This window comes from Neolewinella aquimaris (genome assembly GCF_014197245.1).
Lineage (GTDB): Bacteria > Bacteroidota > Bacteroidia > Chitinophagales > Saprospiraceae > Neolewinella > Neolewinella aquimaris.
The window spans coordinates 182500-200620 of the sequence record NZ_JACIFF010000004.1; the positions used below are offsets into that span (position 1 = coordinate 182500).

At 58.3% G+C, this 18121-nt stretch carries 15 protein-coding genes; 11 read left to right on the forward strand and 4 right to left on the reverse strand.

Annotated features, from left to right (window positions below):
* The first annotated feature begins 31 nt into the window (after positions 1-31).
* From GGR28_RS09380 to GGR28_RS09400, 5 genes are all read left to right on the forward strand, one after another.
* Positions 32-931: a DNA/RNA non-specific endonuclease gene (locus tag GGR28_RS09380; RefSeq protein ID WP_183495526.1), complete on the forward strand. Its 900-nt coding sequence runs from the start codon at positions 32-34 to the stop codon at positions 929-931.
* Between the two features lie 5 nt (positions 932-936).
* Positions 937-2505, forward strand: coding sequence for a helicase HerA-like domain-containing protein (locus tag GGR28_RS09385; RefSeq protein ID WP_183495527.1), 1569 nt, complete (start codon positions 937-939; stop codon positions 2503-2505).
* A gap of 113 nt (positions 2506-2618) precedes the next feature.
* Positions 2619-3953, forward strand: a complete 1335-nt coding sequence (locus GGR28_RS09390) for a T9SS type A sorting domain-containing protein (RefSeq protein ID WP_183495528.1) — start codon at positions 2619-2621, stop codon at positions 3951-3953.
* Between the two features lie 492 nt (positions 3954-4445).
* Positions 4446-5114 (forward strand): hypothetical protein, encoded by a 669-nt coding sequence (locus GGR28_RS09395; RefSeq protein ID WP_183495529.1) that lies wholly within the window; start codon positions 4446-4448, stop codon positions 5112-5114.
* 264 nt (positions 5115-5378) lie between these two features.
* On the forward strand, positions 5379-5630 hold the full coding sequence (locus tag GGR28_RS09400) for a T9SS type A sorting domain-containing protein (protein ID WP_183495530.1): 252 nt from the start codon (positions 5379-5381) through the stop codon (positions 5628-5630).
* Here GGR28_RS09400 and GGR28_RS09405 read toward each other — a convergent pair whose 3' ends face one another.
* The 4 genes from GGR28_RS09405 to metG form a co-directional block, all read right to left on the reverse strand.
* On the reverse strand, positions 5631-6590 hold the full coding sequence (locus tag GGR28_RS09405) for an electron transfer flavoprotein subunit alpha/FixB family protein (RefSeq protein WP_183495531.1): 960 nt from the start codon (positions 6588-6590) through the stop codon (positions 5631-5633).
* 48 nt (positions 6591-6638) lie between these two features.
* Positions 6639-7382, reverse strand: a complete 744-nt coding sequence (locus tag GGR28_RS09410) for an electron transfer flavoprotein subunit beta/FixA family protein (RefSeq protein WP_183495532.1) — start codon at positions 7380-7382, stop codon at positions 6639-6641.
* 136 nt (positions 7383-7518) lie between these two features.
* Positions 7519-8193: a phosphatase PAP2 family protein gene (locus tag GGR28_RS09415; RefSeq protein WP_183495533.1), complete on the reverse strand. Its 675-nt coding sequence runs from the start codon at positions 8191-8193 to the stop codon at positions 7519-7521.
* A gap of 64 nt (positions 8194-8257) precedes the next feature.
* A complete protein-coding gene (gene metG, locus GGR28_RS09420; protein WP_183495534.1) occupies positions 8258-10405 on the reverse strand; it encodes a methionine--tRNA ligase in 2148 nt (715 codons plus the stop codon).
* A 568-nt stretch (positions 10406-10973) separates the two neighbouring features.
* Here metG and GGR28_RS09425 point away from each other — a divergent pair.
* From GGR28_RS09425 to GGR28_RS09450, 6 genes are all read left to right on the forward strand, one after another.
* Complete coding sequence (locus GGR28_RS09425; RefSeq protein ID WP_183495535.1) at positions 10974-11957, forward strand: hypothetical protein; 984 nt, start codon at positions 10974-10976, stop codon at positions 11955-11957.
* A 279-nt stretch (positions 11958-12236) separates the two neighbouring features.
* Positions 12237-12614 (forward strand): hypothetical protein, encoded by a 378-nt coding sequence (locus tag GGR28_RS09430; protein WP_183495536.1) that lies wholly within the window; start codon positions 12237-12239, stop codon positions 12612-12614.
* An 83-nt stretch (positions 12615-12697) separates the two neighbouring features.
* A complete protein-coding gene (kduI, locus tag GGR28_RS09435; RefSeq protein WP_183495537.1) occupies positions 12698-13528 on the forward strand; it encodes a 5-dehydro-4-deoxy-D-glucuronate isomerase in 831 nt (276 codons plus the stop codon).
* A 24-nt stretch (positions 13529-13552) separates the two neighbouring features.
* Positions 13553-14242: an NUDIX hydrolase gene (locus GGR28_RS09440; RefSeq protein ID WP_183495538.1), complete on the forward strand. Its 690-nt coding sequence runs from the start codon at positions 13553-13555 to the stop codon at positions 14240-14242.
* Positions 14243-14360: 118 nt separating this feature from the next.
* Positions 14361-14990 carry a hypothetical protein gene (locus GGR28_RS09445; RefSeq protein ID WP_183495539.1) on the forward strand — a complete coding sequence of 210 codons (630 nt, stop codon included), beginning with the start codon at positions 14361-14363 and terminating at the stop codon, positions 14988-14990.
* 174 nt (positions 14991-15164) lie between these two features.
* Positions 15165-17996 carry an ExeM/NucH family extracellular endonuclease gene (locus GGR28_RS09450; protein WP_183495540.1) on the forward strand — a complete coding sequence of 944 codons (2832 nt, stop codon included), beginning with the start codon at positions 15165-15167 and terminating at the stop codon, positions 17994-17996.
* Positions 17997-18121 lie beyond the last annotated feature (125 nt).

Sequence of the window (18121 nt, forward strand, 5' to 3'; positions counted from 1 at the left end):
TATTCTAAATTTTACATTGACCTTACGGCCTATGGCCAAATTACGCAGGAACCACGCGGCGAGGGGCGGCGCGGCAGCGGGCGGAACCATCGTAAAGGTGGGCATCTTCGCCGCGATTCTCGGCGGACTCGTGTGGGGCTTTCGCGAATGGGACGGGGCGGGGACGCAGGAGCAGGGACGGGTGGAATACGCCGGAGAAGCTTACTACCTCCCGTCGGGCACCAACGGCCAGATCGTCGACCACGGCGGTTTCGTGCTTTCCTACCACGAAGACTGGGAGCAGGCGGAATGGGTTGCCTACATCCTCACCCGCGACCACCTGCAGCACGAGTGGAGCGAGCGGCAGGACCGCTTCCGCGAAGACCCGGAGGTAAGAACCGGCTCCGCGAGCGACGCCGATTACCGGGGCAGCGGCTACGACCGTGGGCACCTGGCCCCCTTTGCCGATTTCGCCTGGGATGCCGAACTGGCCGATGAGACCTTCCTCCTGAGCAACGTAAGTCCCCAGGCACGTCAGTTCAACCAGGGCATCTGGCGCGAACTGGAGGAGCTTACCCGCGACTGGGCCAAACGCTTCGGACGGCTTTACGTAGTTACCGGGCCGGTAACCACCGAAGACCCTAAGTTTTACATCGGTCGCGACAACCGGGTAGCGGTGCCCCGTACCTACTACAAGGTGTTGCTCGATCTCGACGAACCCGAGCAGAAAGGCATCGGCTTCCTGATCCCCAACGAGATCAGTTTTGACCCACTGCCGGAATTTGTCGTGAGCATCGACGAGGTGGAAGCACGTACCGGCATCGACTTCTTTCCCGATCTTATGCCCGACGACCTGGAGGACGAACTGGAGCGTACCGCCAATCCCGACTTTTGGCCCTTCAGCAAGAAAAAATACGACCGGCGGATCGAAAGCTGGAACAAGACAAACTAAGTACCATGGCACAGGAAGCATTCCGCGCGGATATTGAAAAAGGTTACACCTTCGAAGCCCCCTCCTTCGTCCTCGGCGGCGCGATGCTGGGCGAGGAAACGCTCACCAATACCCTGGTCCGCATTCCCCTGGGAACACTCAATCGCCACGGCCTCATCGCGGGTGCCACCGGTACGGGCAAGACGAAAACGCTGCAGATCATCGCCGAACAACTGAGCCGGGAGGGTGTCCCCAGCCTGCTGATGGACATCAAGGGCGACCTGAGCGGAATCGCCGTTGCCAGCGGCGGACACCCCAAGATCGACGAGCGGCACGCGGCAATCGGCATTCCCTTCACCGCCGCCGGCAGCCCCGTGGAGTTGCTGAGCCTGAGCGAGGAACCGGGAGCAAGATTACGCGCTACGGTACTCGAATTCGGTCCGGTCCTGTTCTCCAAGATGCTCGACCTCAACGACACCCAGTCGGGAATCATCGCCGTAACCTTCAAGTACGCCGAAGACAACGACCTGCCCCTGCTCGATCTGAAGGACCTGCGCAAGGTGTTGCAGTACCTCAGCAACGAGGGGAAGGAGGAAGTGGAGCAAGAGTACGGCCGTATTTCCACCGCTTCCGTAGGTGCCATCATGCGTCGCGTGGTGGAACTGGAGGGGCAGGGCGCGGAAAAATTCTTCGGGGAGCGAAGTTTTGAGGTAGAAGACCTCACCCGTATCGATGAACTCGGCCGGGGGATCGTTTCGATTGTCCGCCTGACTGACGTGCAGGATCGCTCGAAGCTGTTCTCTACCTTCATGCTGCAGCTGCTCGCCGAGATCTACGCCACCTTCCCCGAAGAGGGCGACCTGGATCGGCCTAAACTGGTTGTCTTTATCGATGAGGCCCACCTCATATTCGAGGAGGCGACCGATGCCCTGCTCGACCAACTGGAAGCCATCATCAAACTCATCCGCTCCAAGGGGGTAGGATTGATCTTCGTTACCCAGAATCCGGCCGATATTCCTTCGGATATCCTGGGTCAGCTCGGACTCAAGGTGCAACACGCCCTGAGGGCCTTCACCGCTAAGGACCGCAGGGCAATCAAGCTGGCCAGCGAAAACTACCCGTTAAGTGATTACTACAATATCGACCAGACCCTAACGGAACTGGGCACCGGGGAAGCATTCGTCACGGCCCTCGATCGCAAGGGGCGCCCCACCCCACTCGTACGCACCATGCTGCGCGCGCCGGAAAGCCGGATGGACATACTGACCGACCGGGAGATTAAGGAGCTGGTCGCCCACTCTCCCCTGGTGCGCAAGTACAACGAAACCGTGGACCGTGAGAGCGCCTATGAGATTCTAGAAGCTAAGATGGCCCGCGCCCGGGAGGCGGAACAAAAGGAAGTGATCGCCGCCCAGCGCGAACAGGCGGAAAAGACCACCACCAGCCGCCGACGCACTACGGAGAAGTCGATGTTCGACCGGATCATGTCCAACACCACTACCCGGCAAATCGGTCGGACCGTAGCACGGGAACTAACCCGTGGTCTGCTCGGCGTTCTGGGCATCAGCTCCACCCGCAGGCGTCGCAGACGGTAAGAAACGCCTGCCGTACACCAGTCAGCCCGCCTGCTTACTATATTTGCCCCAAATAATGGAGGATTTGATGTTCTCCATTCGATCATCTCATAAATTGAACCCCTTTTTTTCACATGAAACAGTGTTACTTATTGGCTTTCGCACTTTTGGCGACTGCCCCTACCTTGCTATGCCAGTATGCCATTAACGGGGAGGATCCCTTTGGCAATGACCTTACCGACGCGCCCGGAGACGTTAGCTTCACCCCCTCCATCAACGGCACCCAGCGATTTACCGTCACTACTACCGACGATACGCCCTATAATTTTCGCCTCGTCACCGAAAATGCCGGGAATGCCCGAGTAGAAGTGGGCCCCAGTGGCTGCGGTGCCAACAGCGACATCGGCTCCCTCGACGGCTCGGTAATCACCGGTGAACTTGGCTGCACCGGAACGAACGCCTCCTTCACGACCGGAGGAAATGCCGCCACCTACGTCATCAAAACCCCCACGGCGAACCAGTCGGGGACTTTCGTCTTCTGGCGGTTGTCCGCGCCGGTGCGGGAGGTGAATGATGTTACATCAACTGCAAATGCCGGAACCTCATCTGTAGAAGAAACAGTGTCTGTAACCGCCACCTTAGGGGAGGGTGAAATCGATGACAACGGTCAATCGATGTTTATTCACTATTCTGATGATGGATTTACAAATTCCTATGTAGTGGCGATGTCAATCAACGGTGACGGCACGTTTACAGGAAATATCCCTGGCGCCGGACATACAGAAGGAGAAACGGTAAGTTACTACGTATTCACTTCTGCAATATCATCAAACCCCAATCCTTTTGCAACAGCTGTAACTGCCGAAAACGCCGATCTCCGCACCATCACGTACAACGACAATGGGGGGAGCTATTACAGCTTCCTGGTGACCTCGCCCGCGCCGGTCACCTACATCTCCTGGACGGGTGAATGGAAAAATGGAGCCACTCAATTGAGCTGGTCTACCGGTACGGAAGACGAAGCAGCCTTCTTCAAGGTAGAACGCAGTACCAACGGAGGCATCGACTGGCTAACCCTGGGCCGGGTGGAAGCCCACAATCGTCCTGGGGGCGCAGTTTACGCCTTCACGGACCGAAACGCACCAACGGGCAAGTCGCAGTACCGCCTAAAACAGGTTGACTTCGACGGCGCGTACAAGCATTCCCCGATTATATCCGTAAAGGCTCCCGAACGGGCCACTGCCCTGGAAATATGGCCGCAGCCCGCTTCCGCCAACGAAATTTGGTTGCGGGCAGCAGGAGGGGAAGGAAAGGTGGGGCAACTGTATTCAGCCTCCGGTCGACTCGTTGCTACTTTTCCGCTGACCGGCCGGGCGCAATCTTTGCCCACGCTGAACCTGACTAGCGGGTTATACCTCCTCCGGATCGAGGGCAACCTCCCGGTAACCCGGCGCTTATTAATCCGGTAACCCGTTATTGACCGGTCTACTTCACTACGGTCGTCGAACACTTCCCACCGAGGGAGTACCACCGCACCGACCGACCGGAAACCTAAAGCCATGGTGGTCTACTCTCCCTAAGTGCGTAAGTACAATAATACCGGGGACGGTAAAGGCGTTTATGAGATTCAGGACCCTAAGCCGGTCCGGGGCTGGAGGATGGAACAAAGGAAACCTAGTTTCACCCCGAGCAGTGTTCAGAAATCGGTGTACGGCTAGCAATTCTAATAGCATACACACGGCGAGTATAAAAACACAGAAGTATAGTTGCCAGATATGCGGAGAATCTCATGTTCTTCCGCTTTCCTCTCTCTTGAAAATTGTCCCCCCTACTCATCCATGAAGCAGATCTACCTTTTGGCATTCGCGCTACTGGCGTTTGCCCCCGGCGTATTTTGCCAGTACGCAACAACCGGCCAATCACCGTTCTCCACGGGCACTGGTGATGTAATTTTTAGTACCATGCTTGGCGGTACGCAGTATGGCACCATCGTCGTATCCAATTCCGGTCAAAGGAACTTCCGCCTGGTGACCAAGAATGCCTCCGGCGACCGAGTCGAAGTAGGACCCTCCGGATGTGGCGGCAGCCTCAGTATCGGTGCACTGGACGGGTCCCTCATTACCGGTGAACAGCCGTGTAGCGCGGCATCCTTCCGTACCAACGGCAGTCTCCGGACGTACGTATTTAAAACACCGCAGGCCAATCAGTCGACTCAGTTTATTTTCTGGCGACTAACCGCGCCGGTCCGGCAAATCACCTCTGTAACCTCATCGGTTTCCGGAGAAACCTCTGCCCCGCAGCAGTCGGTGGTTATGGAGGGAAGACTCGGTAACAATACCCAAACTACCAACAACGGTCAAACGATGTACATCCGGTATTCCGATGATAACTTCCTCACTTCGTTCGTAGTGGCCATGGTCAATAACAACAACGGGACCTTTACCGGCAACATTCCGGGAGAAGGGCTGGACGAGGGAGAGACCGTCAAGTATTACTTGTTTACTTCGGCAACCAGCACCACAAATCCAGCCGTCACGGCCGCCAATGCCGATCTCCGCACCATCACCTACAACAACAACGGGGGAAGCAACTTCAGTTTCTTAGTAACGGGGGCCGCAGCAGTTACCTAGACCTCCTGGTCGGGAAGACGCAACAACAATTCCACCGAACTAAGTTGGTCAACCGGATCGGAAGATGAGGCCGCGTACTTCGGCGTAGAGCGCAGTGACAACGGCGGCATTGACTGGACCACCCTCGGCCGCGTCGAAGCACTCAATAGTGCTACGGGCGGGGCATACACCTATACCGATTACGGCGAACTAGCTAACAACACCCAGTACCGTCTCCGGCAAGTTGATTTCGACGGAGCCCACGAAAATTCATCGATCATTTCCGTGGGAAGTCCGGAACAAGCCGCAGCACTCGAGGTGTGGCCACAGCCCGCTTCCGCCGCGGCAGTCCGAATCCGAGCGGCCGGCCTGGAGGGTCAAACCGGCCATCTGTATGCCGCTACCGGAAGGCTCATCACCAGTTTTCAGCTGACCGGGCAGACGCAGTCCCTACCATCCTTTGATCTGGCCAGCGGACTGTATCTCCTTCGCATCGGGGGCAAACATCCAATTACTCAGCGCCTGCTGATCCGGTAGTTACTGTCCTTTATACTTCTTCACGGCTGCCGTCAGTTTTGGCAGTACTTCAAACAGGTCACCTACCACCCCGTAGTCGGCGGCCTTGAAGAAGGGGGCATCGGCATCCTTGTTGATCACTACAATCGTTTTGGAGTTGTTGACCCCGGCCAGGTGCTGAATGGCACCGCTGATGCCGGCGGCGATGTAAAGATTGGGGCGTATGGCTACCCCGGTCTGTCCGACGTGCTCGTGGTGGGGGCGCCAGTCGGAGTCGGCTACCGGGCGGCTGCAGGCGGTAGTGGCACCGAGGGCCTCGGCGAGGTCTTCGATCACTCCCCAGTTTTCGGGCCCTTTAAGTCCGCGACCGCCACTTACGACGAGTTCGGCTTCCGGGAGGGGCACCCGACCGGTAGCGACCTGGTGCTTGACGACCTTCGTCTTGGGTTCGGGGAGGCTGATGGTGAGGTCTTCGACGGTCGCATCCGTTCCGGTTTCCGCTACGGGAATGGAATTGCCCGCAACGCTGATGATCTTTACATCGGTCAGGAGTTGTACATCGGCGAATGCCTTACCGGAGAAAACGGGCTTGCGTACCGTAAAGAATCCTTCCTTCATCGTAGGCACGGCATTGGCACCGGGGACGGAGCCGGCCTCCAGGCGCGCGGCCAGTCGACCGGTGATGTTCTTGCCGGTACTGTTGTGGGGAAGCACGATCACGGTAGCTCCCTGCTGCTTCGCGACCTCGGCGATGGCTACGGTATATACCGCCGCATCGAAGGCTTCGAGTTGGGGGCTGGTGATTCGATAGACCTTGCTGGCCCCGTATTTTCCGAGACTTTCCGCACCCGCGGTATCGCCCAGAACGAGGGCGTGGCATTCGGTGCCCAGTACGTCGGCCGTCTGTTTACCGTAAGTGATGACTTCGTGCGCCACCTTTTTGAACTGGCCGTTGGTAGCTTCTGCGTATACTAATACCATGATGGTAGGCTATTTTTAGGTTGTTATAAAGGAAGAGGGGGCGGGTGATCAGATCACTTTGGCCTCCTCGTGCAGTAGCCGCACCAGCTCTTCCATATTGTCCGGATCGATGAGCTTGACGCTGCCCTTCTCTTCGGGCTTTTCGTATTCGGCGATGCGGGTAGTGTCGGGATAGTCGACGGGGGCGACCACCGTAAGCGGCTTCCGTTTGGCCATCATAATGCCCCGCATGTTCGGGATGCGCTGCTCGGCCATTCCCTTGGCGGCACTGACGGCCAGAGGGGTTTGTACTTCGATGACTTCTTCCCCACCCTCGATGTCGCGGGTGACGGTCGCCTTCGTTCCGTCTATTTCCAGGTGGCTGGCTTCCCCGACGTAGGGGAGATCCAGAAACTCGGCCACCATTGCACCCACTTCGGAGCCATTGTAGCTGATGGTTTCCTTGCCGAAAAAGAGGAGGTCGTACTGCTCGGATTTAGCGTACTCGGCGATCTGACGGGCGGTGTAGAGGCTGTCCTTTTCCTCGCTTACGTCGATGCGTACGGCGTCGTCGGCTCCGATGGCCAGTCCCTTGCGGATGACCGAATCGTTGTCGGCCGGGCCCACATTCAGGATGGTGACCGTACCTCCCGCCGCTTCCTTCAGCTCCAGGGCGCGCACCAGGGCGTACCATTCGTCGTAGGGGTTCATGATGTACTGCACGCCGGCGGTATCGATTTCGGTTCCGTCAGCGGTGAGCTGGATTTTAGTGGTGGTCTCGGGCGTCTTACTGACGCAGACAAGCAACTTCATAGGGAAATTTTGATCGCGAATATAACAGCGAATTTTCGCTAAGGGAACGGTTGAGCGCTTCGGATAGTTCGGTAAACCGACCTTCGCACTGCTCCGCAAAGCTGCAAAAATCTATCGATTTCGGATGAAGGGAGAGTCATACTGGTTTCCCCGGCTTCGCTTTATGCCAATTGATCACGGCTCCCGCGACCCCGCCCCCGAGCAAAATTCCGGCGGCGGCATCCGTTATCCAGTGCTTTCCAGCCTTAACGCGCAGGTAGGCCGTGCCACAGGATATGGTTATGGCCGCAAATTTTGCGTGCCGGGCAAAGCGGTGATCGTAGGTCGCAAGCAGGGAGGCAAAGAGAACCGACCCCGCCGTGGCGTTGGCTGCGTGACCCGACAAAAAAGCCGCCCGGTCCTTGCGTGTCAGCCGTTGCTCCAGCTCCCAATTCTCGTTGTATATATAAGGACGGGGTCGGCTGACGGTATTTTTGATGAGGCTCGAAAGGGAGAACGTGAGCAACATCGTCTGCAGCCACAGCAGCAGCACCACCGGGTAGTGGGGGCGGGTACGCGGGTCCAGTGAAAGCAACAGGGGAAGCGTAGGTCCACCCCAAAGACCGGCATCGGCAAACTGTCCGGCACGCTCGTCGCGGGCGGTGTAGCCGAGGCGGTCGATGGGGTTGATCTCGTCTCCGGTGTAGCCCTCGCGGTAGGGGGAAAAGACGGGTTCGTTATCGTGATGATCCACGTACACCGCCGCGACCAGCAGGCCGATGCCGGTGAGCAACAGCGAGATCTCCCGCGATTTGTTAAGGGTTAACGGCATTAGTGTCGCTACCGCGGATCACCCCGGATTGTTCTGACCCGTGCCTTATTATAGTACATTTCGCCTACCTAACCTCCCATCCCGCACCGAAACCGGCCGGCGGTGCCACGAAGGTCAACTGGCCTTCCCCATTTTCGGCCATCAGGATCATGGCTTCGCTCAGTACGCCGGCCATCTTACGCGGGGCCAGGTTGGTGACCACTACAACCGGTTGACCAGGCAGCTGCTCCGGAGCGAAGTGCTTGGCGATGCCGCTGACGACACTGCGCGTTTGCCCACCGCCCAGATCGATCGTCAGGTGCAGTAGCTTATTCGATTTTTTGACGGCGTCTGCGGTAAGAATAGTTGCCGTACGTAGGTCGAGTTTGGTGAAGTCTTCGAAGGCGATCTCGGGCTTGCCAGTGGGTTCAGCGGACAAGCTAGCAACGACAGACTCGTCGGACGAACTTTGCTCGGCCGACGAGGATGAGGCCCTCAGTTTATCCCGCTGCCCCTGAATGATTTTGAGCAGGGTATCGTCCTTTCGGTCGTTGATTTTGGGAAAGAGGACCCCGGCCTGGCCGATGTCATGTCCGGGGGTCAGCAGGGGTTTGTTGGCGGCCAGCAGGTCCCGGGATACCGCCCAGTCGCCGTTTTCAACAATTTCTTGCCGGAGGACGGTGCGAAGTTTTGCGCTGACCAGCGGTACAAAGGGGTGGGCCATGAGGGCCAGGGCGGCGGCGATCTGGATGCTGTCGAACATGACCTTCGCGATGCGCGGATCCTCCGGATCGGCTTTGGCGAGCGACCAGGGGGCGGCGTCCTGGAGGTACGTATTGCCGAAGGAGGCCAGTTCGACGAAGGTGGTAGCGGCATCCTTGAAGCGGAAGGCCTCGATGTGTGATGCCATGGCCTGCATTGCTTTTTGTAATTCGGCTTGCACCTGCGACCCCGCCCAGTGGCCGGATGAGGGTGTCGCTCCCGCAAAATACTTGTGCGTAAGCACGGTGACGCGATTAAGGAAATTGCCCAGTTTATCAGCCAGGTCCTTGTCGTAGTACTCCGTGAAGCCGTCCCAGGTGAAGTCGGCATCGCTCTGCTCGGGTAAGTTGCGGATAAGCGCCCAGCGTAGGGCGTCTTCCCCATTTGGAAAGTCTTTAAACTCTTCGACGTACTCGTGGAGCTCGATGCCCCAGCCGCGTGACTTGCTGAATTTGTCGCCCTCGAAGTTGAGGAACTGGTTGGCGGGTACGTTCTTCGGCAGCACGTAGTCGCCGTGGGCCCGCAGCATGGCGGGGAAGATGAGGCAGTGAAACACGATGTTGTCCTTGCCGATGAAGTGGACCAGTTCGGTATCGGGGTTCTGCCAGTAGTCCTTCCAGTCGCGGCCGTGGTCGAGGCACCACTGTTTGGTGCTGGAGATGTAGCCGATGGGGGCGTCGAACCAGACGTAGAGCACCTTGCCCTCCGCGTCCTCCCGGGGTACGCTGATGCCCCAGTCGAGGTCGCGGGTGATGGCGCGGGCCTGTAGCCCTTCGTTGAGCCAGCTCATGCACTGGCCGATGACGTGCTTTTTCCAGGTGGTGGGATCGTGCACTTGCTTGCCGTCGACGGTGCCTTCCTGGATCCAGGTGCGCAGGAAGTCTTCGTGTTTGGCCAGATCGAAGTACCAGTGTTTGGTCTGCCGTAGTTCAGGGGTCGCACCGCTCAGTACGGAAACCGGGTTGATGAGCTCGGTGGGCGAAAGGTCGCTGCCGCAGTTTTCGCACTGATCGCCGTAGGCTTCCGCAAAGCCGCAGCGGGGGCAGGTTCCTTTGATGTACCGGTCGGCGAGGAACTGCTTGAACTCCGGATCGTAGTACTGCTCGGTGTCCCGGACGATGAACTCCCCGCCCTTCTGGTCGAGGGTGCGAAAAAAGTCCTGGCTCGTCTCGTGGTGCAGCGGTGCGCTCGTGCGGTGGTAGTAGTCGAAGCTGATACCGAGGGCGGCGAAGCTGGCCTTATTAAGGTTATGGTACTTGTCGATGATGTCCTGCGGCTCGATGCCTTCCTTCTTGGCCCGGAGGGTGATGGCGGCACCGTGCTCGTCGCTGCCGCAGACCCAGAGTACGTCCTTACCGGCGAGCCGGAGGTAGCGGGCGTAGATGTCGGCGGGCAGGTAGGCACCGGCGAGGTGGCCAAGATGAAGGGGGCCGTTCGCGTACGGTAGGGCGGAGGTGAGCAGGTGGGGCATGGGCGCAAAGTAAACGGTAAGGTGGCAATCGGAGGTAGGGAGGGAAAAAAATTGCCCTTTCTGTAAAAAAATTTGCCGGGCCTTAACAAAAATCAAAAGCCTTAACAAATAATGTTTCTTCATGGGTGGGTTAATACCATATTGTATGGGTTTTACCCCCTAAATCACTCGAAATTGCTGATATGAAGGACTTTTGAAAAAATTGTGCGTAGACACATCCATGTCGCAATACGGATAAGGAATAACCGTTTTTTATATGTATATCGGAAAGGAATACGTCCTTCCCTGAAATTTACAAGTGAGCCGGTTTGCGGAGAATGATCTCGGGAGAAACGTCAACTAATCATCTTTCTCAACGGCTAGCAACGCGCGGATTACCATTCAGAACACGAGGCCCACAGTTCAGAACATGCGCACGTTACCAAAAAATTTACCCTTCGATTATACTTTATAACACTAAGAACAGCAACTAAAAAATCAAGGTGGAAGGGTTTGTGCCCTTACACTGCTGTTTTAAGCGAATTGCGATTACCGGGATATCCCGGGATCCGACACTACAAACTTTTTCATGAAACTCATCTTTACCCTCGTCCTTTGCGGGATGGGCCTGGTGCTTGGTGCCCAGACCTGTATCCTCACTTCACAAAGCCAGGATTTTTGTACCGAATGCTCAACTCAGAGTGTCAATGGGGAGCCACCCGCACTTATTAACGGTGTATTTAGCGGAACGCTGGAGATTACTACAACCTATGAAATCAGTGCAGCTTGTCTGGCTAACGTAGTCTTCTCCGGTACGGTCGTCTTTGAATTGAACAAGAAGAACCACTTGACTTTCGGCCAGGATCCTCAAGTAGCTGAGGGCACCAACACTACGGTTGCTAGCCATAATGCACAGGGTGGTGGAATCATCTACGCCTTTGGAACATCGTATACGAAGCCGTACACCGAATTTGAAGCCATCATGTCTCCAGCTGCTGGCAGCGGCGGTATAGGCGGCGGTGGCAGCGGCAGCGCTCAGCTCCCGGTCACTCTCCTCCACTGGAATGCGACCGCTACCAGCGCCGGCATCAACCTGTCGTGGGCCAGCCTGAACGAGACCGACAACGATTACTACTCCGTAGAGCACAGCACCGACGGCCTGACGTTCCGCGAACTCACCAGCGTAGAGGGCAGCTTCACCACCACCGAGGTACAGGAGTACGCCTACCGCCACCTCAGTCCCGCGGCGGGCACCAACTACTACCGCCTGGTCCAGTACGACATTGACGGTACCCGCACCCGCTTCGGCGTGGTGAGCGCGGAGGTCGCAGCTACCCAGGCCGGTTATACCCTATCCCCGAATCCCGCACGGGCGGGACAGGAGATCGTACTGCACGATCCAGCCAGCCGGGGGGTTACTCCGATCACCCTGCACCACATCGACGGCCGCCTGATCCGGTCCTATACGACCGTACCCAACGAGGCAACCCGCATTCAGCTGCCCGACGGCGTGACCCACGGCATGTACGTAGTTCGCTACGGCAGCAAAAGCAAGCTGCTGGTCGTTCGTTAAACGCATTGGTTTTGTAAGGCCTTCGCAACACCGCTCAGTAGGCGGAAAACCGAAGGTGACCGTAGGGCTTGTTGGGGGAGGGATGCTGACTTTTAGTAGTCATCCCTCCCCCACCCTTTTGGCATATCGTCCCCAGCGCGAGTAGATTAATCGTGGCGAGCGGCTTGTGATCGATTAACACCATGTGAGGGCAATAAAGTGAATGGCCGGGTGGTTTATAAGCCACCCACATTCATTACCGGTCATTGCCGGTGATTTTGCTATCATTTTGTTCTTCTCATGAAAGTATTTGCCCTTTTCCTGCTCCTCTATGGTGGCAGCGAGCTTGTCGGCCAGTCCGCCTACGCGGCGTCCGGCCCCCACGTTCACAGCAGCATACCGATGCTCTCGATTACCCATGCTTCGACCGCAGTAGGTCGATCGGCACGCCTCACCGCTCCCCTGCCGAATAAACAACTGCTGGCTCCGCCAAGTCCGGGGCACGGTGCTGCTTACCGGATCGACCTTCCGCTCATCAACGTAAGGGGCGCGCAGCACCAAGAATTCGACGCTGGAGGCTTCTTCGGACAGAACTCCCTCTTCGAAGCCGAAAATTCGGCGGTAAATGCATTTACAGTACGGTTCGGGCGGTACATTCATTCGCTCATCAGCGGGTAGAGCTGGTAGACCACGCCGGTGACACACAGCGATCACTCCACCGACTATATTGTGCGTATATTTGACGCACAAACAAGTCACCTATGGAAATCCGCTACGGCATTCACCCCACCCACTTCAAGATACAGACTACCCAGGAGAATCGGGACGAGTTTTTAGCTTCCGGTCTGATGGAGCCCGGCAAGCTGCGCCTCGTACATTCTCACTACGACCGCTTCGTATTCGGAGGCGTGGTGCCGACCACCGATCCGGTAGCCCTGGAAAACGACGATGCGCTCAAGGCCGCTTACTTTCTCGAGCGCCGGGAACTGGGCATCCTAAATTTGGGCGGTGACGGTTCGGTATTCGTTGACGGCACCGACTATCCGCTGGGGCGGTTCGATTGCCTCTACGTCGGACGGGGTGCCCAAACGGTGACCTTCAGTAGTAAATCCGCCGGCACGCCCGCACACTTTTACCTCAATTCCGCCCCCGCCCACCGCGAGTACCCAACCACTAAGTATACCCAGGCCCAGGCCAACCGGGTAGCCCTCGGTGACCAGCCGCACGCCAACAAGCGGGTATTGTACCAGTACATTCACGAAGACGGCATCCAGAGTTGTCAGCTGGTAATGGGCTTCACCGAGCTGCTGGAAGGCAACGTCTGGAACACCTTCCCGCCCCACACCCACGAGCGGCGCATGGAAGTGTACCTCTACTTCGATCTACCGGAAGAAGCACTCGTGATGCATTTTATGGGTGCGCCCGACGAAACACGTCACCTGGCGGTCCGCAATTTCGAGGCCGTGATCTCTCCACCCTGGTCCATTCACAGCGGTGCCGGTACCGCGGCCTACCGTTTCGTGTGGGGGATGGCGGGAGAAAATCAGGCCTTTTCGGATATGGATGCCGCGCCGCTGTCCGAAATCCGCTAGATTGCACCTCTCCTAAAGGATATCATGCCAGTGTACCAACCGTCGGACATGCGGGTCACCCAGCAGAGCGCAGCAGCCACCCATACGGCCGATTGCGTGATCTTTGGCTTCGCCGAGGGTGATCTGCGGGTGCTGCTGGTCCGTCGTGCGATAGCACCCTTTGCGGGCTACTGGGTACTGCCCGGTGGTGCCATGGGCGCGGGTGAAAACCTGGACGCAACGGCCCGCCGGGTAATGAGCGAACTGGTCGGGGTGCGAGACCTGTACCTGCGCCAGATCGGGACCTACAGCGATCCCGACCGCCACCCGGTGCGCCGCGTGGTGACCACCAGTTACTACGCCCTCGTCAGGCCGGAACACCACGCTCCGACGGCCCGCGATTATTTGACGGAGGCCCGGTGGTTTTCTATTCCCGACGTTCCCGAGCTGGGCTTCGACCACTCCCGCTTGCTCACCGACGCTCACGCCCGTCTCACCTTGCACCTGCGCACCCGCCCCCTTGCCTTCGACCTGCTGCCCGCCCGCTTTACGCTTTCGGAAGTACACCGCCTTTACCAGGAAATACTGGGCGAGACACTGGACCGCCGCAATTTTCGCCGCAAACTACTGTCCTACCCCTTCCTGATCGAAACCAATCAGAAACGCCAGGGGGTCAAGGGAGGTCCCCTCCTCTACCGGATCGACCGAGCCGCCCTCGACCGCGAACTGGCTTAAATATCAGTTAATTTATATGTCGGGATACCTACCTGCGTTGTAGCTGAGTATTTTCATGATGCACTAAACCACCTTCAATCCATTCCGGTGAAGGTTAACCCAGTTACACTCTCCCCATATGAGACTCATTTTACCCTCGATTTGCCTCCTGCTCATCCTGCTGCTGCCGTCCTGCGGCCCGAAGGTGTACGAGGCACCCAATATGGCCTCTACCACCCAGAGCCACCAGATCATCGCGATCGTCCCCCCCAGCGTAGCCATCAAGGGTCGGCCGAAGGACGACCAGGAACAACTCGAAGCCGCCGCCCGGGAAGACACCTATACCTTTCAGCGCGAAATTTACAGCTGGATGTTGCGGCGTAAACAGCAGGGCAAGATCCGTGGACTCGAAATCATGGACCCGGAAACCACCAACGCCAAGCTGGAACGCGCCGGTTACACGATCGACAGCCGCTCCCTCACCCCGGCCGAAATGGCCCGCGCCCTGGGCGTGGACGCGGTGATCACCACCCGCTTCAACATGAGCAAACCCATGAGCCAGGGAGCCGCCATCGCCCTCGGGATACTGGTCGGTGTTTCGGGCGCGACCAACTCGACCACCGTCAACATGGACATCCACGACGCCCGGGAAGGGATGGTCTGGAACTACGATTGGGAAGCCAGCGGCGGCGTTCTGAATAAAGCGGAAGACCTAGTGGAAAGTCTGATGCGCAACGCCAGCAAACGCATGCCGTACGTGATAAAGTAAACCCTTCTTCACCCCCTGTACCACCGGGCCCCGTGTGCAGAACTGACGTTCGCCGCGGGGCCCGCGTGTTTTAGCCCCCCGGCTGCTCCCCGCCCCCTACCTTCGCACCCTACTCCCGCCCTAAACCCTACCATCATGCGATGTTTCCTCCTGTGTTGCAGCCTATTTTGTTGTGTGTCCCTTGCAGCCCAGGATCGCGTCATCCTCACCGGACTGCTCGACGGAACCGCCCCCGGCGCCAAGCCCCGGGCCATCGAATTGTACGTGGATGGCACGGTAGATCTGGGGGATTACGTCATCCAACGCTACGCCAATACCGGCACCGAACCCACCGGGATCGCACTCTCGGGCACCTACACCGACGCCTTCGTTTACGTAGTCAACGGCACGGACGAGTTCGCGCAAGCCTTCGGTACGGCGGGCGACTTCGCAAATATCATTTCCTCGGGTACGGTGTCCGGAAACGGCAACGATGCCTTCGCCCTTTCCCGCAACGGCACCATCCTCGACCAGGTGGGCGGCGAAATCGGGGACGACACCGACCTTTACACAGATAGTTACCTGTACCGGACGGACAACACCGGCCCCGACGGCGGCTGGGTAGCGGCCAACTGGACCATCCCCGGCAACGACGTGCTTGACAACAAATCACTGGCGGAGATCGGCGCGCTGGTCCCCTTCGGCAGTTACCGGGTGGGTGCCGTCGGACCTTCCGTTGCTGTCTCCCCCACTGCTGATCTAGGGGAACCGGAAAAGAACGGAGCATTTACCCTGACCCTTTCCGAACCGGCGGCGCAGTCGGTGACCATCACCTACGAACTAGGCGGTACGGCCGTGGCCGGTACCGATTTTACCGATCCGCAATCCGGAAGCGTGGACATTCCCGCCGGAACACTTTCCGTCCCGGTAAATTTGACCGTCATTGACGACAAAACAATCGAGGGTACGGAGACGATCGAGCTAACGGTGACCGCCGTGACGGACGCCCGGTACGCTACGGGGGCCACAGCAACCCTGTCCCTGACCGACGACGACCTGGGCAGCGATCCGATCGGAATTCACCTCGTGCAGGGCACGACGGACGTCAGTCCACTGGCCGGCAATACCGTCACCGTGCAGGCAGTAGTTGTCGGCGATTTTCAGGCGGGGCTGGGCGGATTTTATCTTCAGGAGGAAGATGCCGACGCCGACCTGGACAGCCTCACCTCCGAGGGCATTTTTGTCTTCGCGAGCAGCCCGGACGTAAACATCGGCGACCTCGTGACCGTGACTGCCGTAGTCGAAGAACGGTTCAATCAGACGCAACTGCGGGGCGGGGACGCAGGAGCAATGATCACCATTGAAGCAGTGAACGTTGGCATGCCAACCGCGGTCAATCTGGCCCTTCCCTCATCCGATGACCGGCTCGAAGCATTCGAGGGAATGCGCGTGAGTCCCGTGAATATGGTCATCACCAGCGTCGACGGCCTGGAGCGATTCGGGGAAATCGAGGTCACCTCGGACGAGCGCCTGGTCCAGTTCACCGAGTGCAACGAACCCAACGCTACCGCCCTGGCAGCCTTCATCGCAACCCAGGAGAATGATGTGGTAGTGATCGATGACGGCCGGAGTGGAACCAACCTGCGCCCCATCCTGCTGCCCACCGGTGATCCCCTTTCGGCACGGACGGAATTTCGGGCGGGCCAGCGAATCAGCGGGCTGACCGGAGTACTGGGGTACGGCTTCAACCGCTACCGCATCCAGCCGACGGAGACGGACCGGGTCACGCTATCCGGCAACGAACGGCCGACCGATGCTCCGGACGTCGGGGGGAACCTTCGTGTAGTCAGTGCCAACGTACTGAATTACTTCACCACCCTGGGTAGTCGCGGGGCGGATACGGAAGGGGAACTTCAGCGCCAGGAGGCGAAAATCGTAGCGGCAATGTGCGCACTGGAGGCCGACATCATCGGTCTGATCGAAATCGAAAACAACGACAACGTGGCCCTGGCCCGGTTAGTAGATTCCCTCTCCGTACACTGCGGCTCACGCTATCGGTATGTGGTATCCCCCAACCCCGGCGAAGATCAGATCATGGTGGCGCTGGTGTACCGCAGCGATCGCGTTGAAGAATCCGGCACGGCCGCCGCGCTGGCTACGCCGGCTTCCCTTTTCGTAGGTCCGGGAACGAACCGGGTGCCTCTGGCCCAGACCTTCCGGGTCATCGATTCTACGAGTCCGAGCTTTGGTGAAACGCTTACCGTCTGCGTCAACCACCTGAAGAGCAAGGGTAGTGGGTGCGGCGACGGAGACGACGACAGTGGTGGAGCCGGAAACTGCAACGGTACCCGCACCGGTGCCGCTCGCGCCATCACGGAATGGTTGGCGACCGATCCGACCGGTAGTGAAGACTCCGACGTACTCATTATCGGCGACCTCAACAGCTACCGGATGGAAGACCCAATCGACGTATTTCTCCAGGCCGGTTACCAAAACACGAAGACCCTCGTAGGGGACGGTAAATTTCCCTGTGGCGGCGGTCCGCCTTCCTACGTCTTCGGTGGCCGATGGGGTAGTTTAGATTACGCACTGGCCAGCCCATCCCTCGCCCGCCACATCACCGGTGCCACTGCCTGGACCGTAAACGCCCCCGAACCGGAAATCCTAGATTACAACACCGAAGACGGTGGCGCGCACATCTACGCCGCCGACTTCTACCGCTTCAGCGACCACGATCCCATCGTCGTCGGCATCGACCTCGGACAAATCGTAAACAAGGTCCCCAACGGTGCCGGCACCGCCTCCCCCGTCGAACTGCAACGCAGCGGAGAGAGCTCCTATACCTTCGTCAATATGGTCCGCCGGAGCGAATACCTCATCACGAATGCCGCGGGGCAGGTGCTCCACCGTGGGGTAGCCACACCCCTGGCCGGCACCATCAGCACGGTTGGATTGCCGGCCGGCATTTACTTCGTCGTGCTCCGCGAGCCGGGCGTGGAGATAGCGACCTTCAAGGTCTTCAAGTAGCGACGGCCTTCAGCCGTCACGCTGCCCGTACTTATGTTGCTAAACAGCCGGTCGGCTCAAGCCGACGCTACTGTAGCGACGGCCTTCAGCCGTCACGCTGTCTGTACTTGTGTTAGTAAACAGCT